This is a genomic window from Ignavibacteriales bacterium (assembly GCA_026390595.1).
GTDB lineage: Bacteria > Bacteroidota > Ignavibacteria > UBA10030 > UBA10030 > UBA9647.
Genome location: JAPLFQ010000020.1, coordinates 50515 through 69802, shown reverse-complemented (window position 1 = coordinate 69802; position 19288 = coordinate 50515). Strand labels below are relative to the sequence as shown.

The 19288-nt window shown below is 54.1% G+C and carries 15 protein-coding genes; 12 read left to right on the top strand and 3 right to left on the bottom strand.

Features of this window, described 5'->3' with window-relative positions:
* Positions 1 to 37: 37 nt before the first annotated feature.
* Together NTU47_08430 and NTU47_08425 are read right to left on the bottom strand one after the other, a co-directional pair.
* Positions 38 to 661, bottom strand: a complete 624-nt coding sequence (locus tag NTU47_08430) for a pseudouridine synthase (GenBank protein MCX6133824.1) — start codon at positions 659 to 661, stop codon at positions 38 to 40.
* A gap of 68 nt (positions 662 to 729) precedes the next feature.
* The gene (locus NTU47_08425) at positions 730 to 3231 is read right to left on the bottom strand and encodes an ATP-dependent Clp protease ATP-binding subunit (protein ID MCX6133823.1); all 2502 of its coding nucleotides are present in this window, start codon (positions 3229 to 3231) and stop codon (positions 730 to 732) included.
* A 263-nt stretch (positions 3232 to 3494) separates the two neighbouring features.
* Between NTU47_08425 and NTU47_08420 the strand changes: the two genes are divergently transcribed.
* The 10 genes from NTU47_08420 to NTU47_08375 all read left to right on the top strand — a co-directional run bounded on the left by NTU47_08420 (position 3495) and on the right by NTU47_08375 (position 14072).
* Positions 3495 to 4337 carry an isoprenyl transferase gene (locus tag NTU47_08420; GenBank protein MCX6133822.1) on the top strand — a complete coding sequence of 281 codons (843 nt, stop codon included), beginning with the start codon at positions 3495 to 3497 and terminating at the stop codon, positions 4335 to 4337.
* Positions 4321 to 6666 (top strand): outer membrane protein assembly factor BamA, encoded by a 2346-nt coding sequence (gene bamA / locus NTU47_08415; protein ID MCX6133821.1) that lies wholly within the window; start codon positions 4321 to 4323, stop codon positions 6664 to 6666. The genes NTU47_08420 and bamA overlap by 17 nt, the downstream gene beginning before the upstream one ends.
* Positions 6667 to 6719: 53 nt before the next feature.
* Complete coding sequence (locus tag NTU47_08410; protein MCX6133820.1) at positions 6720 to 7259, top strand: OmpH family outer membrane protein; 540 nt, start codon at positions 6720 to 6722, stop codon at positions 7257 to 7259.
* Between the two features lie 66 nt (positions 7260 to 7325).
* Positions 7326 to 7862 (top strand): OmpH family outer membrane protein, encoded by a 537-nt coding sequence (locus NTU47_08405; protein MCX6133819.1) that lies wholly within the window; start codon positions 7326 to 7328, stop codon positions 7860 to 7862.
* A 13-nt stretch (positions 7863 to 7875) separates the two neighbouring features.
* On the top strand, positions 7876 to 8934 hold the full coding sequence (gene lpxD / locus NTU47_08400) for a UDP-3-O-(3-hydroxymyristoyl)glucosamine N-acyltransferase (GenBank protein MCX6133818.1): 1059 nt from the start codon (positions 7876 to 7878) through the stop codon (positions 8932 to 8934).
* A 21-nt stretch (positions 8935 to 8955) separates the two neighbouring features.
* A complete protein-coding gene (locus NTU47_08395) occupies positions 8956 to 10428 on the top strand; it encodes a bifunctional UDP-3-O-[3-hydroxymyristoyl] N-acetylglucosamine deacetylase/3-hydroxyacyl-ACP dehydratase (GenBank protein ID MCX6133817.1) in 1473 nt (490 codons plus the stop codon).
* Positions 10428 to 11219: an acyl-ACP--UDP-N-acetylglucosamine O-acyltransferase gene (gene lpxA, locus NTU47_08390; protein ID MCX6133816.1), complete on the top strand. Its 792-nt coding sequence runs from the start codon at positions 10428 to 10430 to the stop codon at positions 11217 to 11219. Before NTU47_08395 ends, lpxA begins: the two co-directional genes overlap by 1 nt.
* A 48-nt stretch (positions 11220 to 11267) precedes the next feature.
* Entirely contained in the window at positions 11268 to 11996 is a 729-nt protein-coding gene (locus NTU47_08385) for a lipoate--protein ligase family protein (GenBank protein ID MCX6133815.1), read from the top strand.
* 103 nt (positions 11997 to 12099) lie between these two features.
* Positions 12100 to 12888, top strand: a complete 789-nt coding sequence (gene surE / locus NTU47_08380) for a 5'/3'-nucleotidase SurE (protein MCX6133814.1) — start codon at positions 12100 to 12102, stop codon at positions 12886 to 12888.
* Positions 12889 to 12911: 23 nt separating this feature from the next.
* Positions 12912 to 14072 carry a 6-phosphofructokinase gene (locus tag NTU47_08375; GenBank protein ID MCX6133813.1) on the top strand — a complete coding sequence of 387 codons (1161 nt, stop codon included), beginning with the start codon at positions 12912 to 12914 and terminating at the stop codon, positions 14070 to 14072.
* A 90-nt stretch (positions 14073 to 14162) separates the two neighbouring features.
* Here the strand turns inward: NTU47_08375 and NTU47_08370 are convergent, their stop codons facing one another.
* Complete coding sequence (locus NTU47_08370; GenBank protein MCX6133812.1) at positions 14163 to 15041, bottom strand: hypothetical protein; 879 nt, start codon at positions 15039 to 15041, stop codon at positions 14163 to 14165.
* A 358-nt stretch (positions 15042 to 15399) separates the two neighbouring features.
* Between NTU47_08370 and mutS the strand changes: the two genes are divergently transcribed.
* Both mutS and NTU47_08360 read left to right on the top strand, forming a co-directional pair.
* A complete protein-coding gene (gene mutS, locus NTU47_08365) occupies positions 15400 to 18009 on the top strand; it encodes a DNA mismatch repair protein MutS (protein ID MCX6133811.1) in 2610 nt (869 codons plus the stop codon).
* A 74-nt stretch (positions 18010 to 18083) separates the two neighbouring features.
* Complete coding sequence (locus NTU47_08360) at positions 18084 to 18689, top strand: DUF3109 family protein (GenBank protein MCX6133810.1); 606 nt, start codon at positions 18084 to 18086, stop codon at positions 18687 to 18689.
* Positions 18690 to 19288 lie beyond the last annotated feature (599 nt).

Sequence of the window (19288 nt, the reverse complement as noted above, 5' to 3'; positions counted from 1 at the left end):
CAAGCTGAATGTGTTTGGGGGAGAGTTGCTGAATCGGCTACGAAGTCGGAGATTGCCGCGCGAACGAGAGCAATGATGACACTTCTGTTGCGGTAAGGAGTCTGTGTTCGCCCGGTTGAAGTCCCGAGAGAGTCAATGGGCCGATCCTGGTTCTGACAAGCCGGAGAGTTGGGTGGCCAACCGCCGCGGTCATCTTGCGGACCTGGCGGTTACGCCCTTCGGTGAGCGAGATCGTGAGCCATGCAGTGGGAATGTTCTTTCTGTCTCGAATCGGCACTTCCCGCTCGGGCAGGCCGGGATCATCGGCAAGAAGTTCAACGACAGCCGGTTTCGTTATTCGCCCCTCAATGACAACTCCCGATCTCAAAGTTCTCAATGCGTCCTCAGACGGAAGGCGCTCCACTTGAACGAGATATGTCCGGCTATGTCCGAATCGTGGTTCGAGGAGAAGGTGTTTCGTGAGGCCGTCATTCGTGAGCAAGAGGAGACCTTCGCTGTCGGTATCCAATCGTCCCACCGGGTACATGTCTTTCGGAAAAGGGCCCAGATCGCTGAGAGTCCTGCGCCCGGATTCATCGGTGAACTGGCAAAGAACTCCATACGGCTTGTAGACGAGAAGGAAAACGCCGTGCCCATGTATACGTGTTTTTGACTTGATCATTCTCCCGACCTCAAAAAAAATCCCCCGGAAGACCGAGGGATTTCATGAGTTTGCATCGTCAGCATCGGTTAGGAGGCGTCTGCAACCTCTTCGTCCTGCTCCTTCAGCTCATCGCCCCCTTTGTCCTTGCTCGAATCCATGAACCTCAGCTCTTCACTCTTCTTGTTGAACCTGACCTTGATCGTACTGCCGTTGGCGAATGATCCTTTCAGGATCTCTTCAGCGAGCGGATCTTCCACATACTTCTGAATTGCCCTCCGCAGCGGACGAGCACCGAAAGCAGGATCGAATCCCTTATCAGAAAGAAACTCCTTCGCTTGTTTCGTCAGCTCAATGCCGATTCCCATGCCTGCCATGCGTTTGATGAGATCCTGCGAGGCGATATCGATGATTTTGAGAATATGCTGACGCTCGAGGCTGTGGAATACGATTGTGTCATCGACCCTGTTCAGGAACTCGGGGTTGAACACCCGCTTCAGTGCATCCTCGATGTGCCCCTTCATGGCGCTGTATTTGTCCGCCTCGGTTTTTGTCCCGAAGCCCATAGCGCCGGTCGATTTGATATCCCGCGTCCCGATGTTTGAAGTCATGATGAGAATGGTGTTCTTGAAATCGACCCTGCGACCCAGGCTGTCGGTGAGAATGCCATCGTCGAGAACCTGAAGCAGAATGTTGAAGACATCCGGATGTGCCTTCTCGATCTCATCCAGCAGCACCACGGAATAGGGTTTCCGGCGGACTTTTTCCGTCAACTGGCCGCCTTCTTCGTACCCGACATATCCCGGAGGCGCTCCGACCAGGCGAGACACGGAGAACTTTTCCATGTATTCGCTCATATCGATACGGATCAGCGACTCTTCTGAATCAAAGAGGTAGCGTGCGAGAGCCTTGGCCATCTCGGTTTTCCCGACGCCGGTTGGACCCAGGAAGATGAACGATCCGATGGGACGCTTTGGATCTTTGAGGCCGGCGCGCGTGCGGCGGATTGCCTTCGTCAATTTCGTGATCGCTTCGTCCTGGCCAACGATGACACCACGGAGCGCATCTTCCATCTTGAGCAGCTTTTCTGATTCGCTTTGCGCCACCCGGTTGACCGGGATGCTCGTCATCATCGATACGACTTCGGCGCAGGTTTCATCGCTCACATCGTACACAACATCCTGTGCCTTGAGTTCCCACTCCCGCTTCGCGATCTCAAGGTCGCTGAACAACTTCTTCTCCAGATCACGAAGGCGTGCAGCTTCTTCGAAGTTCTGATTCTTCACCACCTGGTTCTTTGCAAGCTTGATCTTTTCAATCTCTTCCTCGAGCTGCAGGATCTCTTTCGGGACCACGATATTGGCAAGGTGGACCCGTGATCCGGCTTCATCCATGACGTCGATCGCCTTATCCGGCAGGTAGCGGTCCGTAATATAACGGTCGCTCAGGCGAACTGCGGCGTCGATCGCTTGATCAGAATAGCGGACCCCGTGGTGCTGCTCATATTTCTGCTTGATATTCATCAGGATCTGTATGGTTTCATCGACACTTGTCGGGTCGACCATGATCTTCTGGAACCGGCGGTCAAGCGCACCGTCTTTTTCGATGTACTGCCGGTATTCATCCAGCGTCGTTGCTCCGATGCACTGGAGTTCGCCGCGTGCGAGGGCAGGTTTGAACATGTTGGAGGCATCCAGCGAGCCGCTGGCTCCCCCGGCACCGACAATCGTATGGAGTTCATCGATGAAGAGAATAACGTCCTTAGCTTTCTCCAACTCGTTCATCACTGCCTTCATCCGCTCCTCGAACTGTCCCCGATACTTGGTACCGGCAACGAGCGCAGCGAGGTCGAGCGTCACGACTCGCTTGTCGTGCAGGACTCTGGAGACCTTCTTCTGTGTAATGCGGAGGGCGAGCCCTTCGGCTATCGCCGACTTTCCCACACCTGGTTCCCCTATGAGAACCGGATTGTTCTTCTTGCGGCGGCTCAGGACCTGTGCCACCCGCTCAATTTCCTTTTCCCGCCCTACTATGGGATCCAGCTTGTCCTCAATCGCGAGCTTCGTCAGATCGCGGCCAAAATTGTCGAGAACAGGGGTCTTTGACTTATCCTGCTTCTTCTCAGCTGCATGCGGGGTAGGGGGTGATGAAGGCTTGCCCGAGATGATGTTGTCGAGCTCGTTTCGGACGACGTCGTAATGGACATTGAACTGGTGAAGGATCTGCGCCGCTATGTTATCATCGTCCCTCAGCAGAGAAAGCAAGAGGTGCTCTGTACCGATGACATCCGACTTATAGAGTTTCGCTTCCAGATACGTAATCTTCAGGACCTTTTCGGCCTGCTTTGTCAGTGGAATGTTGCCAATTGTCAACGTCCCGCCCGATGTCCGTACGGTATCTTCGATTGCCTTCTTCAGTTTATAGAGATCCACACCGAGATTTCGCAGTATCTTGACAGCGATCCCTTCGCCTTCCCTGATGATGCCGAGAAGCAAATGCTCCGTCCCGATGTAATCGTGACCTAAACGCAGCGCTTCCTCACGGCTCAGCCGGATTACATCCTGTACACGGTTGGAGAAATTACCTTCCATCGAAACTCTCACCTCAAATGGGTTGATCGGTTATGCCACTTCATACGTCTAACAACGCAAAAGACTCTCAATGAGTTTCCTTGGTAAATATAACCATTTTTGAAAGTGCAGTCAAGGCAGCCAATTTGAGCCAAACACTTCGATTCTTCTTTAAGTCATATCTGCAATTCTTTGGGAGATGGGGCAAACTTTTCTTTGACTTTACAAGCGAAAAAGCTTAAATTTTTCGTTACGTCATAATAAGGTTTGATAAAGAGGACTGGTTGGCGCTCGAAAAGGCAACAGGAAACGATAAAAAGCTGCAGGATCAGCTCCGCGGGTCCGGGGACATTCCCCGGCACATCGCAATCATAATGGACGGAAATGGTCGTTGGGCCAAGAAACAGGGCTTTCCGCGAATTGCCGGCCATCATGAAGGGGTGAATTCTGTCAGGGATATCGTGGAAGCGTGCGGTCAGCTTGGGGTTAGGTATCTTACCCTTTATGCTTTTTCAACGGAAAACTGGAAAAGGCCGAAAGAAGAGATTTCCTTCCTTATGCGGCTGCTCCTGAAAGCCCTGAAAGACGAAAAAGACCGCCTGCACAAGAACGAGGTGAAACTGAAGGCGATCGGAGACATCGCATCCCTGCCGCAGGATGTTCAGGATGAGCTGCTCGACGGCATCGAGAAAATGAAAGAGAACAAGGGGCTGACACTTATCCTGGCGCTCAGCTACAGCGGAAGGTGGGATATCACGAACGCTGTGCAGCGGATGGTCGATGATGTCCGGTCGGGCCACCTCAAGAAGGATCAGATCACCCAGGAACTTATTACAAGCTACCTTTCGACCAAAGACTTTCCCGACCCGGATCTGCTGGTTCGCACCAGCGGTGAGTACCGGATCAGTAACTTTCTGATATGGCAGATTGCCTATAGTGAGCTCTTTATTTCTCAGGAGTATTGGCCGGGGTTTCGGCGGAAGCAGTTGTATGAAGCAGTGGCTGATTATCAACGCCGTGAACGACGGTTTGGGATGGTGAGTGAGCAGCTTCAAAAAGACGAATCCAGCAGCGTAGCCACGCCGCGTGGGATGGAAAGGTTCCTGAAAAGTGCTTCGAAGCCTTAAACTAGTTCTATTCGCCTCCATGGCATTGCTATGGTGCGCGTCCTTGCATGCGCAGAAGCGTCCGGAAGTTCTGAAGGTGCTCGGCATTTCTGTCGAAGGCCAGCGTTCATCCGACCCTGCCGCGATCATCGCTAATACGGGTCTGAAAGTAGGAGATGAAATCACCCTTCCGGGTGAGCAAACCCGGACCGCGATCGAACGGCTGTACGGGCTCCGCCTTTTTGACGATGTTCAGATCCTGGTCGAGAATCGCACGCCTGAAGGCATCTATCTTCTTATCCGCGTAAAGGAAAATCCCCGGCTCGAGAAAACCGAAATCGTCGGCAATGATGAGCTCAACGAAGACGAAGTGATGAAGCGCGTGAACCTCGTCAAAGGGCAAATTGTCACGGCGCAGGATCTGTCTCTGATCGTGCGAATGCTGCGGTTGAAATACTCCGAAGATGGCTATCTGAATGCGGAGATCAAGCCTGCACTGATCAAAGATTCGACCGGCAACCGTGTCACACTTCGGCTCACTATCGTCGAAGGTCCAAAAGTCAAGATCGACCGGATCCGCTTTCATGGGAACAAGCGCTACGATGATGAGGACCTCAAAGGAGCCATGAAGGAAACGGCGGAGAGAGCCTGGTGGAAATTCTGGGCAAGCAACAAGTTCGACAAGAAGAAATACGTTGAGGACAAGCGCCTCATCCTGAATTTCTATCAGAAGAACGGCTACCGTGACGCCGAAATCCTGGCAGATTCCATCTCGTACGACACCAACAAGCAATACATGACGATCGACTTGTTCCTACATGAGGGTCCCCAGTACCGTGTCAGGAATATTATTTGGGACGGAAACACCGTCTATCCGGCTGAAGTTCTTACGCAGCGGTTGGGGTTCCTGAGGGGAGACATCTACGACAAGGAGAAGTTCGAGAAGAACCTGTACAGGAGCGAGGAAGAAACAGACGTGTCTTCGCTCTATATGGACAATGGGTATCTGATGTTCCAGGCCGAACCCGAGGAAACCCCGGTGTCGGGAGACAGCCTCGACGTGACGATCCATATGCGGGAACGGAATCAATTCCGGATCGGCAGGGTAAGCATCACGGGCAACACGAAAACGTATGAGAAGGTCGTCCGCCGGGAACTCTTCACGCTTCCCGGAGATTTCTTCAGCCGCCAGGGAGTGATCAGAAGCGCGCGGCAGCTCTCTCAGCTGAACTACTTCAATCCCGAGAAAATCAAGCCCGACACGCGCAACCTCGATACCGAGAAAGGGACTGTCGATCTCGAGTACGCCGTCGAGGAGAAGTCGAGCGACACGTTCAACATGTCGGTCGGCTACAGCGGTTACTTCGGGTTCAATGGCGCTCTTGGACTCACGTTCAACAATTTCTCCCTGAAGGAGCCGCTGCGCGGTGGCGCAGGGCAGCAACTGAGTTTCGATTGGCAGTTTGGTGAGGGGAGCCGGTACAGAACGTTTTCCATAGGGTTTACAGAGCCGTGGATGTTCGATACACCGACTCTGCTCGGTGTCAATCTTTTCGATCAACGGCAGGTTTTCTACTATGATCTGAGGTTGACCGGAGCGTCGGTTCGCGTGGGTCGCCGGTTCAAATGGCCCGACTATCTCTTCCGTGGTGACTGGACGCTGAAGTTCCAGAGAAACGATGTGATCTCCGGCGGCTCGTATTACCTGGAAGGAATCACCACGCAAGTTGGCATTTCGCAGGTAATTTCCCGCAACAGTACGGACAGTCCAATCTTCCCGACGCGGGGCTCAAGTTTCTCTCTGCTCACAGAACTTTCCGGCGGGTTTCTACCCGGCAATGTGAATTTCTCAAAGCACATCTTCAACGCGGACTGGTATATCCCGATCCTGGGGGGGAATCGCATCGCCCTTGCGGTTTCGAGCACACTTGGCTTTGTCTTTGGTATTGGCGACAATCCCCGGATTCAACCCACGGACGTCTTTTTCATGGGGGGGACCGGCCTCGGGTACTTCAACACTACTCCGTTGCGCGGTTACGAAGACCGCGGAGTGGGACCGGCGAGCGGAGGATTGTCGATGCTCAAGCACTCGGCGGAGCTGAGATTCGCGCTGTCGATCAACCCGATCCCAATCTACGCTCTCATGTTTGCAGAAGCTGGAAATGTCTGGAAGGAGCCAAAGGTAACCGACCCGATGGACCTTCGCCGGTCAGCCGGTGTCGGTGTGCGCCTTCTCATCAACCCGATTGGGATGGTTGGTTTTGACTACGGCTATGGTTTTGATGCCCCGGCACCAAGCGGTGCCCCGCCCGGATGGCGTTTCCACTTCCAATTCGGAAAAGGATTCTAATTCTCCAGCATTTTGTTAACCACTCTAATCGATCACTTCATTTTGAGGATACCGTGAAGAACCTTCTCATCTTTATCGCACTCGTTGCAGCGCTCCTTCTTTCCGTCAGTGTTGCGACAGCACAGGCAACGAAGGCTGCGTTTGTAGATTCCGAAAAAATTCTTGGAGAATTGCCCGAAGCTCAGAAGGCGTCCGCAGAATTGAATGCCCTGGTCAAAGGGTGGCAGGATTCCGTGGCAGCCATGCAGGCTGATCTCGCAAAACAGGTCGAGGAATATCAGAAACAATCATCCGTGATGGCTCAGATCAAGAAAGATGCGGAAGAGAAGCGCCTCGGTGAGCTGAATCAAAGACTGCGCGAATTCGCCACGGCGAAACTTGATACTCGTACCGGCGAAGCGGCACAGGAACGTGAGAAACGCCTTACGCCGATCCGCGAAAAAGTTCTCCGTTCAATCGAAGCAGTCGCGAAGGAAGACGGATTCACGTTCGTGTTCGACCGCGCCAACGTGTTGTATGCCGATGCAAAAGTCGATCTTACGTACAAGGTCATCGATCGGCTGAAGAGGGGCGCAGCGGGAAAGACGAAGTAAGATCTTCGGGCCATTGTGCCATGGGGAGTCTTGAGATTCTTTGAACGCGCAGAAAGGTGCGGTGTGATGATGAAACGTATGGTGTGGATCTCGATCTGCCTGGCATGTGCCATGTCGTCACTGGTGATGAGCCAGGTCAAAGTCGCCTACGTGACGACCGATGCAATCATGAAACAGTTGCCCGACGCGCAGGATGCGCAGAAGCAGCTGGATCAGTTTGTGGTCGACTGGCAGGGGGAATTGAACAAATTACAGCAGGATTGGCAGAAGAAGTTCGACGACTATGAAAAGCGCAAGCTGATCATGACGGAGCAACGCCGCGTCGACGCCGAAAAAGAACTGCGCGACATCGATGCGAAGATCGCGGAATACAGAAACAAAAAGTTCGGCCAGAACGGCGACATGTTCGTGAAGCAGAATGAGCTGATGAAGCCTGTCCAGGACAGAGTCTTCAAGGCGATTCAGGACGTCGCGCTCGAAGAGGGGTACGACTACGTTTTCGACAAGAGCGGCGAGATCCTGATGATGTATGCCAACCCAAAATATGACCTGACGCAGAAAGTGCTGGCGAAGCTCACCGTGGTTCCGAGCGGAGGGAAATAGCCCCCGGCCCCCCATGACAACCCGAGAAATCGCGACTATAGTACGTGGTGAAATCAGCGGGGATGAAGGAGCAGAAATTCTCCGGGTCGCCAAGATCGAAGAATCCGGTCCTGGCGACCTTACGTTTTTGGCAAATCCGAAATACCTGAAGCACGTCGCCGGCACGAAAGCATCCGCAATACTTGTCTCCGCGTCGTTCGACACAACGCAGGCTGACGTACCCAAAAGTCTCACCGTTATCAAAGTCCCGGATCCGTACGTTGCATTCCTGCAGGTTCTGAAGCTGATTACGCCGATTCCCGATCCGTTCTCGAAGGGGGTGCATGCGACCGCTTCTGTTGCGGCCTCTGCGGCAATCGGAACTAATGTTTCGCTTGGAGCTCACGCATCTATCGGCGAACACGCCTCCATCGGTTCAGGGACGAAGATCGCACCCTGCTGCGTCATTGGCAACGGCGTGACGATCGGAGAGAATTGCCTGATCTATCCTCATGTCACGCTCTATCACGGTTGTCGGGTCGGTAAGAATGTCATCATCCAGGCGGGGACAGTGATTGGTAGCGATGGGTTTGGGTTTGCTCCAAAGCCCGATGGTACGTATGAAAAGATCCCTCAGTTGGGAATTGTTGTACTGGAGGACGATGTCGAGGTCGGAGCGAACTGCACGATAGACCGGGCGACGCTCGGCCAGACTGTCCTGAAGAGGGGCGTGAAACTCGACAACATGGTCCATATCGCCCACAATGTTGTTGTCGGCGAAGACACCGTCATCGCCGCACAAACCGGAATCAGTGGAAGCACGAAGGTGGGGAAGAACGTCATCATCGCGGGCCAGGTGGGGATCGTCGGGCATATTGAAATTGCAGACCGGACAGTGCTGATGGCGAAAACGGGTGTCTCCAAATCTACAGAACCCGGTGTGACGTACTGGAGCACTCCGGCGAAGGAGCACAAGAGAGCTCTGAAAATCGAAGCGGTCCTGCGGTCACTTCCGGAATTGGCAAAAGACGTGGAAGACGTGAAGAAAGCAATTGAGAAGCTGCAGGACATACTCGCGAAAGCGAAATCATAAACAACTCCTTCTGGATAAACCATGCTCGTTCAGCAGCACACAATAAAAAAGCCCGTCACAATGACCGGTGTCGGTCTGCACACTGGCGTGCAAACCACCATGACATTCAAGCCGGCTCCCGAGAACTACGGAATCCGGTTCAAACGCGTCGATGTCGGAGGCGCGCCTGAGATTCCGGCGGATGTCGATCATGTGATCGAGGTTGAGCGCGGAACGGTGATCGGGATCGGGGATGTCCGGATCCACACCGTGGAACACGTGCTCGCGGCGATTGTCGGTCTTCAGGTGGACAATGTCATCATCGAGCTCGACAACATCGAGCCACCGATTGCAGATGGCAGCTCGAAACCTTTTGTCGACATGATCCTCGAGTCGGGTGTGCAGGAACAGGAAGCTCCCAAGGACTACCTGATCATCGATCAGACGATCCGCTACCAGAATGAGGAAACGGGGGCCGATATTGTAGCACTGCCGACGGATGATTTTCGTGTGACAGTGCTGATCGACTATCACAATCCCGCCCTGGGGAGCCAGCATACGGGACTGTTCAATCTCGAAAAGGAGTTTATTACAGAATTTGCGCCTTCCCGGACATTTTGCTTTCTCCATGAAGTTGAAATGTTGCGGGACAAGGGACTTATTCGCGGCGGCAATCTCGACAATGCAATTGTGATTGTGGACCGGGATCTGTCGGATGATGAGCTGAAAAAACTCGCCCAAAAACTTGGGATTGACCAGGCTTTGATCCTCGGGACGACAGGCGTGCTGAACGAAAAGACCCTTCACTTCAGGAATGAACCGGCGAGGCACAAGCTCGTCGATTTGATCGGCGATCTTGCCCTGATCGGAGTCCCGCTCAAAGCGCAGATCCTTGCGGCGCGACCGGGGCATGCGGCCAACGTTGAGTTTGCGCGAAAGGTGCGCAAGCTCTATCAGCAGAAGAAACTTGTCAAGAAGTACATGCATGTCAGGAAGGAAGGCGTCGTGTTCGACGTCAATGCCATCCAACGCATTCTCCCACATCGCTATCCGTTTCTGCTGGTCGACAAGATTATTGATTTCCAGCTCGATGAGCGTGTCGTGGGAGTGAAAAATGTGACGCTTAACGAGCCGTATTTCCAGGGACATTTTCCGGACCAACCAGTGATGCCTGGCGTGCTCATCGTGGAAGCGATGGCGCAGGCAGGCGGCATCCTGATGCTGAACGGGCTTGAGAATCCTGGGAACAAACTCGTGTACTTCATGTCGATCAACAATGTGAAATTCCGGCGTCCGGTTGTTCCAGGCGACCAACTTGTTCTTGACGTGCAAATGGTCAGCAGAAGATCGAAGTTCATTCAAATCCGAGGTCAGGCGTTTGTTGACGGCAATCTTGTCGCAGAGGGGGATTTCTCCGCCGCAATTGTCGACAGGGAGGGCGTGCAGCCGAAAACCGGAAACCACACAGACTCCTACCAACTTTCAACCACCAGTCAGAACCCGACTTCAAAATAATGGCTCATCACATAGATACTCATGCAGTCGTGAGCTCGAAAGCCGCGATTGGCGATGGAGTGCAGATTGGACCGTATGCGGTGATCGAGGATGATGTCACGATCGGTGAGGGAACGAGCATCGGGGCACACGCTGTCATTCACAGCGGCAGCCGCATAGGCAAAGAATGCAGAATCCATCCGATGGCCGCTATTGGTGGCTTGCCGCAGGATCTCAAGTTCAAGGGAGAGCCCACCACGCTGGAGCTCGGCGACAAGTGCGTCGTCCGGGAATTTGTGACGCTGAACCGCGCAACAGCTGAAACAGGCAGGACAGTCATCGGCAACAATTGCCTCTTCATGGCCTACGCGCATGTCGGTCATGATTGCGTGGTTGGTGACAACGTCATACTCGCGAATTGCTGTGCACTCGGAGGGCATGTCCACCTCGGCAATTGGGTCATCCTCGGCGGCTTGACCCCGGTTCACCAGTTTTGTCATGTTGGCGAACACGCGATGATCGGAGGCGGGTTCCGTGCCGTGAAGGACGTCCCGCCGTACATCCTTGCAGGGAGCGAACCGCTGATCTTTGAAAGGCTCAATATCGTTGGCCTTCGCCGGAGAGGGTTTTCCGAAAAGGCGATCGAGATGCTCGACAAAACGTATCGTCTTATTTACCGATCCAGTCTCAATGTCTCGCAAGCCGTGGCTCGTGTGAAGGAAGAAGTGGAATTGATTCCCGAAGTGGAAACGGTCCTTTCCTTCATTTCGAAGAGCAAGCGCGGTATCATTTCGGGTTACGTGCATCACTAGATGGTCTGGCAGTTTCGGAATACTGGGTTTCGGACCGGCTCATCGAACATGGATTACGACGAAAGGCTTGCGCAGTCGCTCGTATCCTCCGATGGTCCCTGTGTCGTCCGTTTCTACGGGTGGAAGCCGCCTGCCATCTCTCTTGGCTGGCATCAGGAAGCCGGAGAGATCGATCTGGCGAAGTGCCACGATGCCGGCATCGATGTGGTCCGCCGTCCCACCGGCGGACGAGCCATTCTTCATTCCGACGAAGTGACCTACAGCGTTGTCATGACCGCTTCCCAGAAGAGTGTGTTGTCGGTGTATCAACGCATCAGTGAAGCGCTCGTCAAGGGGCTTCGCTCACTCGGAGCCGATGTCGCACTGGAAAAATCCCAACCTCATTTCCCTTCGCTCTACCGTTCATCATCGTCTGTTGCTTGCTTCGCCAGCGCCGCCCGCTACGAGATCCATGTCGCCGGACGCAAGCTTGTTGGCAGCGCACAACGAAGGTTTGCCCGCCCGAATGGCGAGGAAGTTGTCCTGCAGCATGGCTCGATTCTGCTTGGTCCGGACCATCTTAGAATCGTCGACTTTCTCACATCGCTCTGTGATGACGATCGTGTGCGCCTGAAAAGCGAACTGAGCGCAAAAACCACCGATCTCGCGTCTACCCTTGAGAGAAGAGTGGAGTATGACGATGTTGTGGCGGTCTTGAAGAAGGGGTTCGAGGAGATGTGGCAAATCACGTTCGAGTCGTTGGTTCCAGAGGAGGCGGAGGAGTTCGGCTCTCTCTGATATCTGGGCGATGTGAGAGGAACTAAGTTCGGAATGGGGGCGTAGAGGGTTTCTGTTCCGGTGGCATTGTGTGATTGGGTTTTTTTCTATACTTTGAGGCATCGTGAAAGAGAAAACAAAGAAGAAGCTGAACATACTGGTTTCGAACGACGACGGCATCGACGCGCCGGGCATTTTTGCTCTCGTTCAGGAGCTCAAGAAGATCGGTACCGTCATCGTGGTCGCACCCGACAAGCAGCAGAGCGCGGTCGGCCATGCAATCACCATGAACTTTCCATTGCGGGCCAAGGAGTTCAAGAAGAACGGCGTGTTCTTTGGCTATGCAGTCGAGGGAACGCCGGCTGATTGCGTGAAACTTGCCGTGAAGGCACTCCTCAAGGAGAGGCCGGACCTGGTAGTTTCAGGCGTGAATCACGGCGCGAACACGGCCATCAGCATCATCTACTCTGGCACGGTATCAGCCGCCACGGAGGGTACGATTCTTGGCATCCCGTCGATCGCTGTTTCCCTCACGACATACGGGCCCCCCGACTTCAAGTACGCGGCGAAATTTGCCAGGAAATTGTCCCAATTGGTCATCAAAAAAGGAATGCCTGAGGGGACGCTGCTCAACGTGAATGTACCGGCGCTCGCAGAAAAACTTATCAAGGGCGTGGTGGTGACCAGGCAGGGGAAGGCCATCTGGAACGACACGTTCGATGTGCGGCGCGATCCTGCCAACAAGGAGTATTATTGGTTGACAGGCGCTCTGGAGGAGAGTGATACAGGGCTTGAGTTCGACCAGTCTGCAATTCTTAACAACTACGTATCCGTTACTCCCATACACTATGACCTCACTGACTACGATTCGGTGAAGGTTATGGGTCGTTGGGGTATCGACAAACTTCACTAACACGATCAAGAGGAACCCAGACAATGAGAATCGGAATACTAACAGGCGGCGGTGATGTGCCTGGATTAAATCCCTGCATCAAGGCCGTCGTGTATCGCGCCATCGACAAAGGCGCAGAAGTGGTCGGCATTCGCCGCGGATGGGGAGGATTGCTCAATTATGATTTCAACCGAAAGGACAACGAAGGAGACAACTTCCTTCCTCTCAACAAGCTCAACACTCGTACTATTGACCGATCGGGCGGAACGTTTCTCCACACCTCCCGAACGAATCCGGGCAAAGTGAAAAAGGATGACATTCCGGCGTTTCTCAAGACGCCAGAGCATGAAAAACTCGGTGTGGACTACAAGGTCGATTTCACGCCTCACGTTCTGAAAGTGATTGAGCACCTCGGTATTGATGTTCTTATCACGATCGGAGGCGATGATACGCAGAGCTATGGTGTGCGGATGCACAAAGAAGGAGTGCCCGTCATCGCGATTCCCAAGACGATGGATAATGACGTCTTCGGCACGGATTACTGCATCGGGTTCTCGACAGCCGTCACGCGGAGCGTGGATTTCATCACGGCTCTCCGGACAGTCGCCGGTTCGCATGAGCGTATTGCGGTTGTGGAGCTCTTCGGGCGCAATTCAGGCGAGACAGCGTTGATCTCCGCCTATCTGGCCGGCGTCGATCGCGCGCTCATTTCAGAAGTGCCGTTTGATGTCGAGAAGCTGGCCCGGTTCGTCATGGACGACAAGTCTCACAATCCGAGCAACTATGCCGTCGTGACCATGTCTGAAGGTGCTCACTTCCTCGGCGGACAGGTTGTGGAGTACGGTGAGGCGGATGCGTATGGCCACAGAAAACTGGGAGGCATTGGTGCCGCGACAGAACAAGCTCTGAAGAGGCTCACGGGTTCGCACACAGTCTATCAGCAGGTTGCGTATCTGATGCGAAGCGGCGAGCCGGATGCTTTGGATCGGATGGTCGCGATCAGCTATGCCAACTTGGCGACGGATCTGGCGTTGAAGAAGGAGTTTGGGAGGCTCGTGGCATTGCGGGAAGGAAAATACACGACTGTCCCGATCGAAACGCTGACGCAAGGACTGAAGCGCGTCGACGTCGCTGAATTGTACGATGCGGAACACTACCGTCCGAAGGTTTCTCACCTGCTTGGCAAGCCGATGTTCCTGTACTAGGATCGATGGACGGTTGAGCAGAGCCGGATGCTCTGCGGAGAGATGCACGAATCCCGCCTGAAGAAGGCGGGATTCGTTTTTGGAGGATGATTAACGGCGTTTCTTCCCGGGCGGATGTTGATAGACGGGTTGGACACCATACTCGCTCGCGGCCCAGAGGGTCAGGAGAGCGGTAATGCCCGCGATGCCTCGCTTCTCATCCTGGCTCGGGAAGACAAGGCCGTAGGTGTCTGCGACGAAATGAAGATGGTTAAGCACGCGCTTAGCTTGCGGCCGTTCGATCCAGCCGTGCCAGAGGTCAACCTGATCGACGATCATTGCCTCGTGGCGACGGAGGAATTCACCCAGCGAAATGAAGTTCGAACGTTGCGGGGTGCGCGGCCGGCAGAGGTTCAGAAGATCTGCGAGATATTCGTTCCACAGCCGTGAGAATCCGCGGTTGCTCGGTTTGAGAAGGTAATGTGCTCGAGCGACCGAAAACCGGGCTTTGGTCTTGACGCGAAAGCGCGGGATGACGGGGTGAAAGTCGAGAATTGTCATGACCGCGGTTTTGTCTCGCTCGTCCGGCTCGTGAAGAATCCACGTTTTCCGCAGTTCGCGCCACGAGAGGATCCTGAGAACTGATTTCTTCTCGCTGTCGAGTATGATGAACTTTCCTTTTTCTTCCTTGACGGCAGTGACCCAGTGGCTCCATTCCTGCACGCAGAGCAGGACGGGAATGCCTTGCCGCAGATACGAAACGAGTTCCAGCCTCGCTTGTTCCGGGTCGAACCGTCTCGTAAACTTCAGGTCGCAGTTGAATTTGCGGGCTGCTTTGGCAAGTTGAAACTCGTCCGTGCCGGACCACCAACGCGTCCCCGCAATTTCTGCGATCTTGTTCTCGTCGGCAAGAATGCCGAGCATAACAAGAGCGTGCTTGAGGGCAAACGGACCGCATTGCCACAGATTCGGTTGAGGGTAAAATCCCATCGTGCAACTTCTCCCTGCTTTCAGTGCGCTGAACCTACCGAAAGTTTGATGTAATTACAACCACGTTCTAAGCCCCTATTGTCAGTGAAGACGGTTGTCTCGGTCTCGAAGTTTCTGTATCTTTCAGGAGAATGACGAACGAAGGGTCAATTGGTACGTATCGCTGTGCCGTGTGCGGCGAGGAAAATGAGACTCTTGTGGATCCTACGGCCGGATCGGCCCAAGACTACGTGGAAGACTGCGAAATCTGCTGCCGCCCCAATGTCCTTCACGTGCGGATTGACGGATTGACCGGAACAGTTTCCCTGGAAACGGAATTTGAGGGATAGAGAACCCTGGTTCTCGCCCGATGAGGGATATGGCTACACCATTAATGAAACAATACCAGCAGGTCAAAGCGAAACACCCCGACACGATTCTCCTGTTCCGGATGGGGGACTTCTATGAGACTTTTGAAGAAGACGCGAAGACCGCTGCGAGGGTGCTCGGCATAACACTCACCAAGCGCGGGAACGGCGCGGCGGGTGAGGTGCCCCTCGCGGGATTTCCCTACCACGCTCTCGACGCGTACCTTCCAAAACTCCTCAAAGCCGGACATCGGGTTGCGATCTGCGAACAGATGGAAGACCCGAGGTTTGCGGTCGGTCTTGTGAAGCGGGATGTCGTTGAGGTCGTGACGCCGGGTGTCTCATTCTCTGACAAAGTCCTGGAGCAGAAACAGAACAACTATCTCGCCGCTGTCGCACTTCCGTCTCCGCTGGCTCAGGGGGATGAGATGATCGGATTTGCGTTTATCGACGTCTCAACGGCGGAATTTGGTGTCACAGAGTTCCCGTTCAGGAACCTCGCCGATCAGATTCATGTCTTGCAGCCTTCTGAGCTTCTCGTCCAGAAAAGAGACCTCGAGACACTCGAGAGCATTCTCCGTGATAAGTTCAGGGGCTTGTATACGAAGGTGGAGGATTGGGTCTACAACGGAGACTACAGCTACGAGATCCTGGTCAACCACTTCAAGACGCAATCGCTCAAGGGCTTCGGTGTTGAGCATCTGAAGACAGGTCTGGTCGCGGCCGGCGCCGTCATGCACTACCTCCAGGAAACGCAGAAGGCGAATCTGCCGCACCTCAGGAAAGTGACTCCCTTCGACACCAGCGACTATATGGTGCTGGACGCTTCCACGAAACGCAACCTCGAGATTACGGCTTCGCTTTCCGGACAATCGGATGGGACATTGTTCGCGGTTCTGGATCGGACTCAGACTGCGATGGGAGGGCGGCTGTTGAAGGCATGGGTCAATCGTCCGCTGAAGAAACTGGAATCGATTCGCCGCCGGCTCGACGCAGTGAAAGAACTGTTCGGCAACGACAGCGTGCGGAGCGACCTCCGGGATGTGCTGGGGCAGGTGGGCGATCTTGAGCGGCTGGTTGCGCGCATCGCGACTGGACGCGCAAACCCCCGGGAACTGAAGCAACTCGAACGGTCGCTGACTTTCATCCCTTCTGTGAAACAGCACGTGGGCTTGTTAAAGTCGCCAACGCTTGCGGAGATGCACGCCGCATTGAATCCTCTTGATCCTCTGGTCAAACTTCTTCACGACGCGATCGAAGAAGATCCGCCTCTTGCTCTCGTCGAAGGAGGAGTGATCAGGGTGGGATACAGCAAGGAACTTGATGATCTCCGGACGATCGCCTTCAGCGGAAAGGATTGGATCGCGAAACTTCAGGCGAAAGAGCGTCAGAGGACCGGAATCCCTTCGTTGAAGGTGGGGTACAACAATGTGTTCGGATACTACATCGAGATCACGAATACGCATAAGGACAAGATACCGGCGGACTATATCCGAAAGCAAACCCTGACGAATGCCGAGCGGTATATCACGCCAGATCTGAAGGAATACGAAGAGAAAGTCCTTCACGCCGAAGAAAAGATCCTTGCCCTTGAAACGCGGATTTTCAGTGATATCCGAATTTCGATTGCCGAGTACTCCGCCTCAATTCTGGACAACGCCCGGCTCCTTGCGACATTCGATTGCTTCGTCGCTCTTGCGGATGTCGCTGTCGAGAGTAACTTCGTCTGTCCGGAAGTTGATGATTCAACCAGGCTGGAGATCAGGGAGGGGCGGCATCCGGTGATCGAGCGGCTGCTCCCGCCGGGAGAGCGCTATACGGCCAACAACACGCTCATGGACACCGAATCGGATCAAATCCTGATTATCACAGGTCCAAACATGAGCGGCAAATCAAGTTACCTCCGGCAGGTCGGCCTGATCGTACTTCTCGCACAAATCGGCAGCTTTGTTCCGGCAGCCGAAGCCAAGATTGGTCTGGTGGACCGGATCTATACGAGGGTTGGGGCGAGCGACAACATTGCGTCCGGAGAGAGCACGTTTCTGGTGGAAATGCACGAGGCCGCGACGATCGTCAACACGTCCACGAGCCGCGGATTGATCCTGCTTGACGAGGTGGGACGCGGGACGAGCACATTTGACGGGATCAGCATCGCGTGGGCCTTGACGGAGTACCTGCACACCCGGATCGGTGCGAAAACGCTCTTTGCGACGCACTATCACGAGCTGAACGAACTCGCGGATATCTTCCCCCGCATCAAGAACTACAAAGTTGATGTGCGGGAGTACGGTGACAAGGTTCTCTTTCTCCACAAAGTGGTCCCGGGATTTGCTGACCACTCGTATGGTATTCAGGTTGCCCAGATGGCCGGGCTTCCCGAGGAAGTGACCGACAGGGCAAAGAAAATCCTGAAGAATCTCGAGGAGTCTGACCTCAACGTGTATTCGAGCGGGAGGCAGATCAAAGGCCGCACACCTCCTCCGGATATCCAGATGACGCTTTTCGAAGTGAAAGATGAACGGCTTCGCGAGGAGATTCGAAAACTGGATGTCGAGAATATGACCCCGCTGGAAGCATTGCAGAAACTTACCGAGATCAAGCGCCGGTTGGATCAACAATAGCCCGTCGAATCGTCACGGGATGGTCTAAGCGTCAAGACTCACAACCCTATCACAATTCAATTGAAAAGGAATCGATGGCAGACAGCAGCTACCCGATACTTCGCACACACAAGCTTGCGCATATCCCCGCCTTGAAGGTCGACCCGGTCGTATTTAACTCAAGGTTCCAGCACGGCTGTTCGATGATCAACTGCAATGCGACCTGTTGCGCGGGAGGGGTCCTGCTCGACATCGAGGAGCGTGACAACATCCTGCATCATGTTGACCTTATCCATCGGCATATGGAACCTGGGCAGATCAAAGATCCGGCCGCATGGTTCGATGTCGAAGTGGAAGAAGATGCCGATTATCCGTCCGGCAAGGGGACGGGGACTCAAACGACCGAGAAAGGCTGCGTGTTTCTGAAGCATGACGGACGCTGTGTCCTTCAGACGGCAGCGATGGAGGAGGGACTGCCGAAGGACATGCTGAAACCATTCTTCTGCTTCGCATTCCCGGTCACGATCGATGGCGGTGTTCTGACAATTGATGATCCTGATCTTGCGAATCGGCCTGAGTGTTGCAGCATGATTCCCGGTGGAACTGTATCGGTGCTGGATCTTTGTGCCGAGGAGTTTGAATTCGTTTTGGGGAGCGAAGGGGCGAAGGCCTTGCGCGAACTCGCGCCTCCACATGCATAACATGTTCGGTGCAGTTGTGCACTAGTCGCTGGTGCGGGTGATCGAGCACCAGCACGCCTACTGGAACGATCGCTTCGAAAACACACCTCAATGAATTGAAGAAACCCTGGCATCGGTATGATAGCCAGGGTTTTTGCATTCTTGCCGACACACTCGATCCTACTATTCCGCATAATAGCATGTTGCAACCGTCTCGTTGCCAGTGGCAAGAACCTGTGTATGCGAAAAATGTCAGTGGAAGGCTCCTGGAAGTCATACGCCTGAAATGCCTATTGATAGCGGGTTTGAGCAGGCGGCTCGTCATGATACGTTTGTCAGGATTGTGCCGGAGATGATGATCGATGGTTCGGACGCTCATGGGTGAATTCGCTTCGTTGAGGCGGAGTCCCGATCTTCGTTCGTCCAAGAATTGACCTGGCTCGAGTTCCTGACAAACTTGACTCCCGGTCAGATTGATTTGTAACCGGACGCGGGGAAACCTCTGCTCTGATTCCAGGCCTTCGCTCAGCGTTCGACCATGTTGTCTCCGAACTCGCCTCCCGTAGAATCATCCCCTCCTCAGCCTCTTGCCAATAGAGTTCGGTACATGCGCTTGCGAC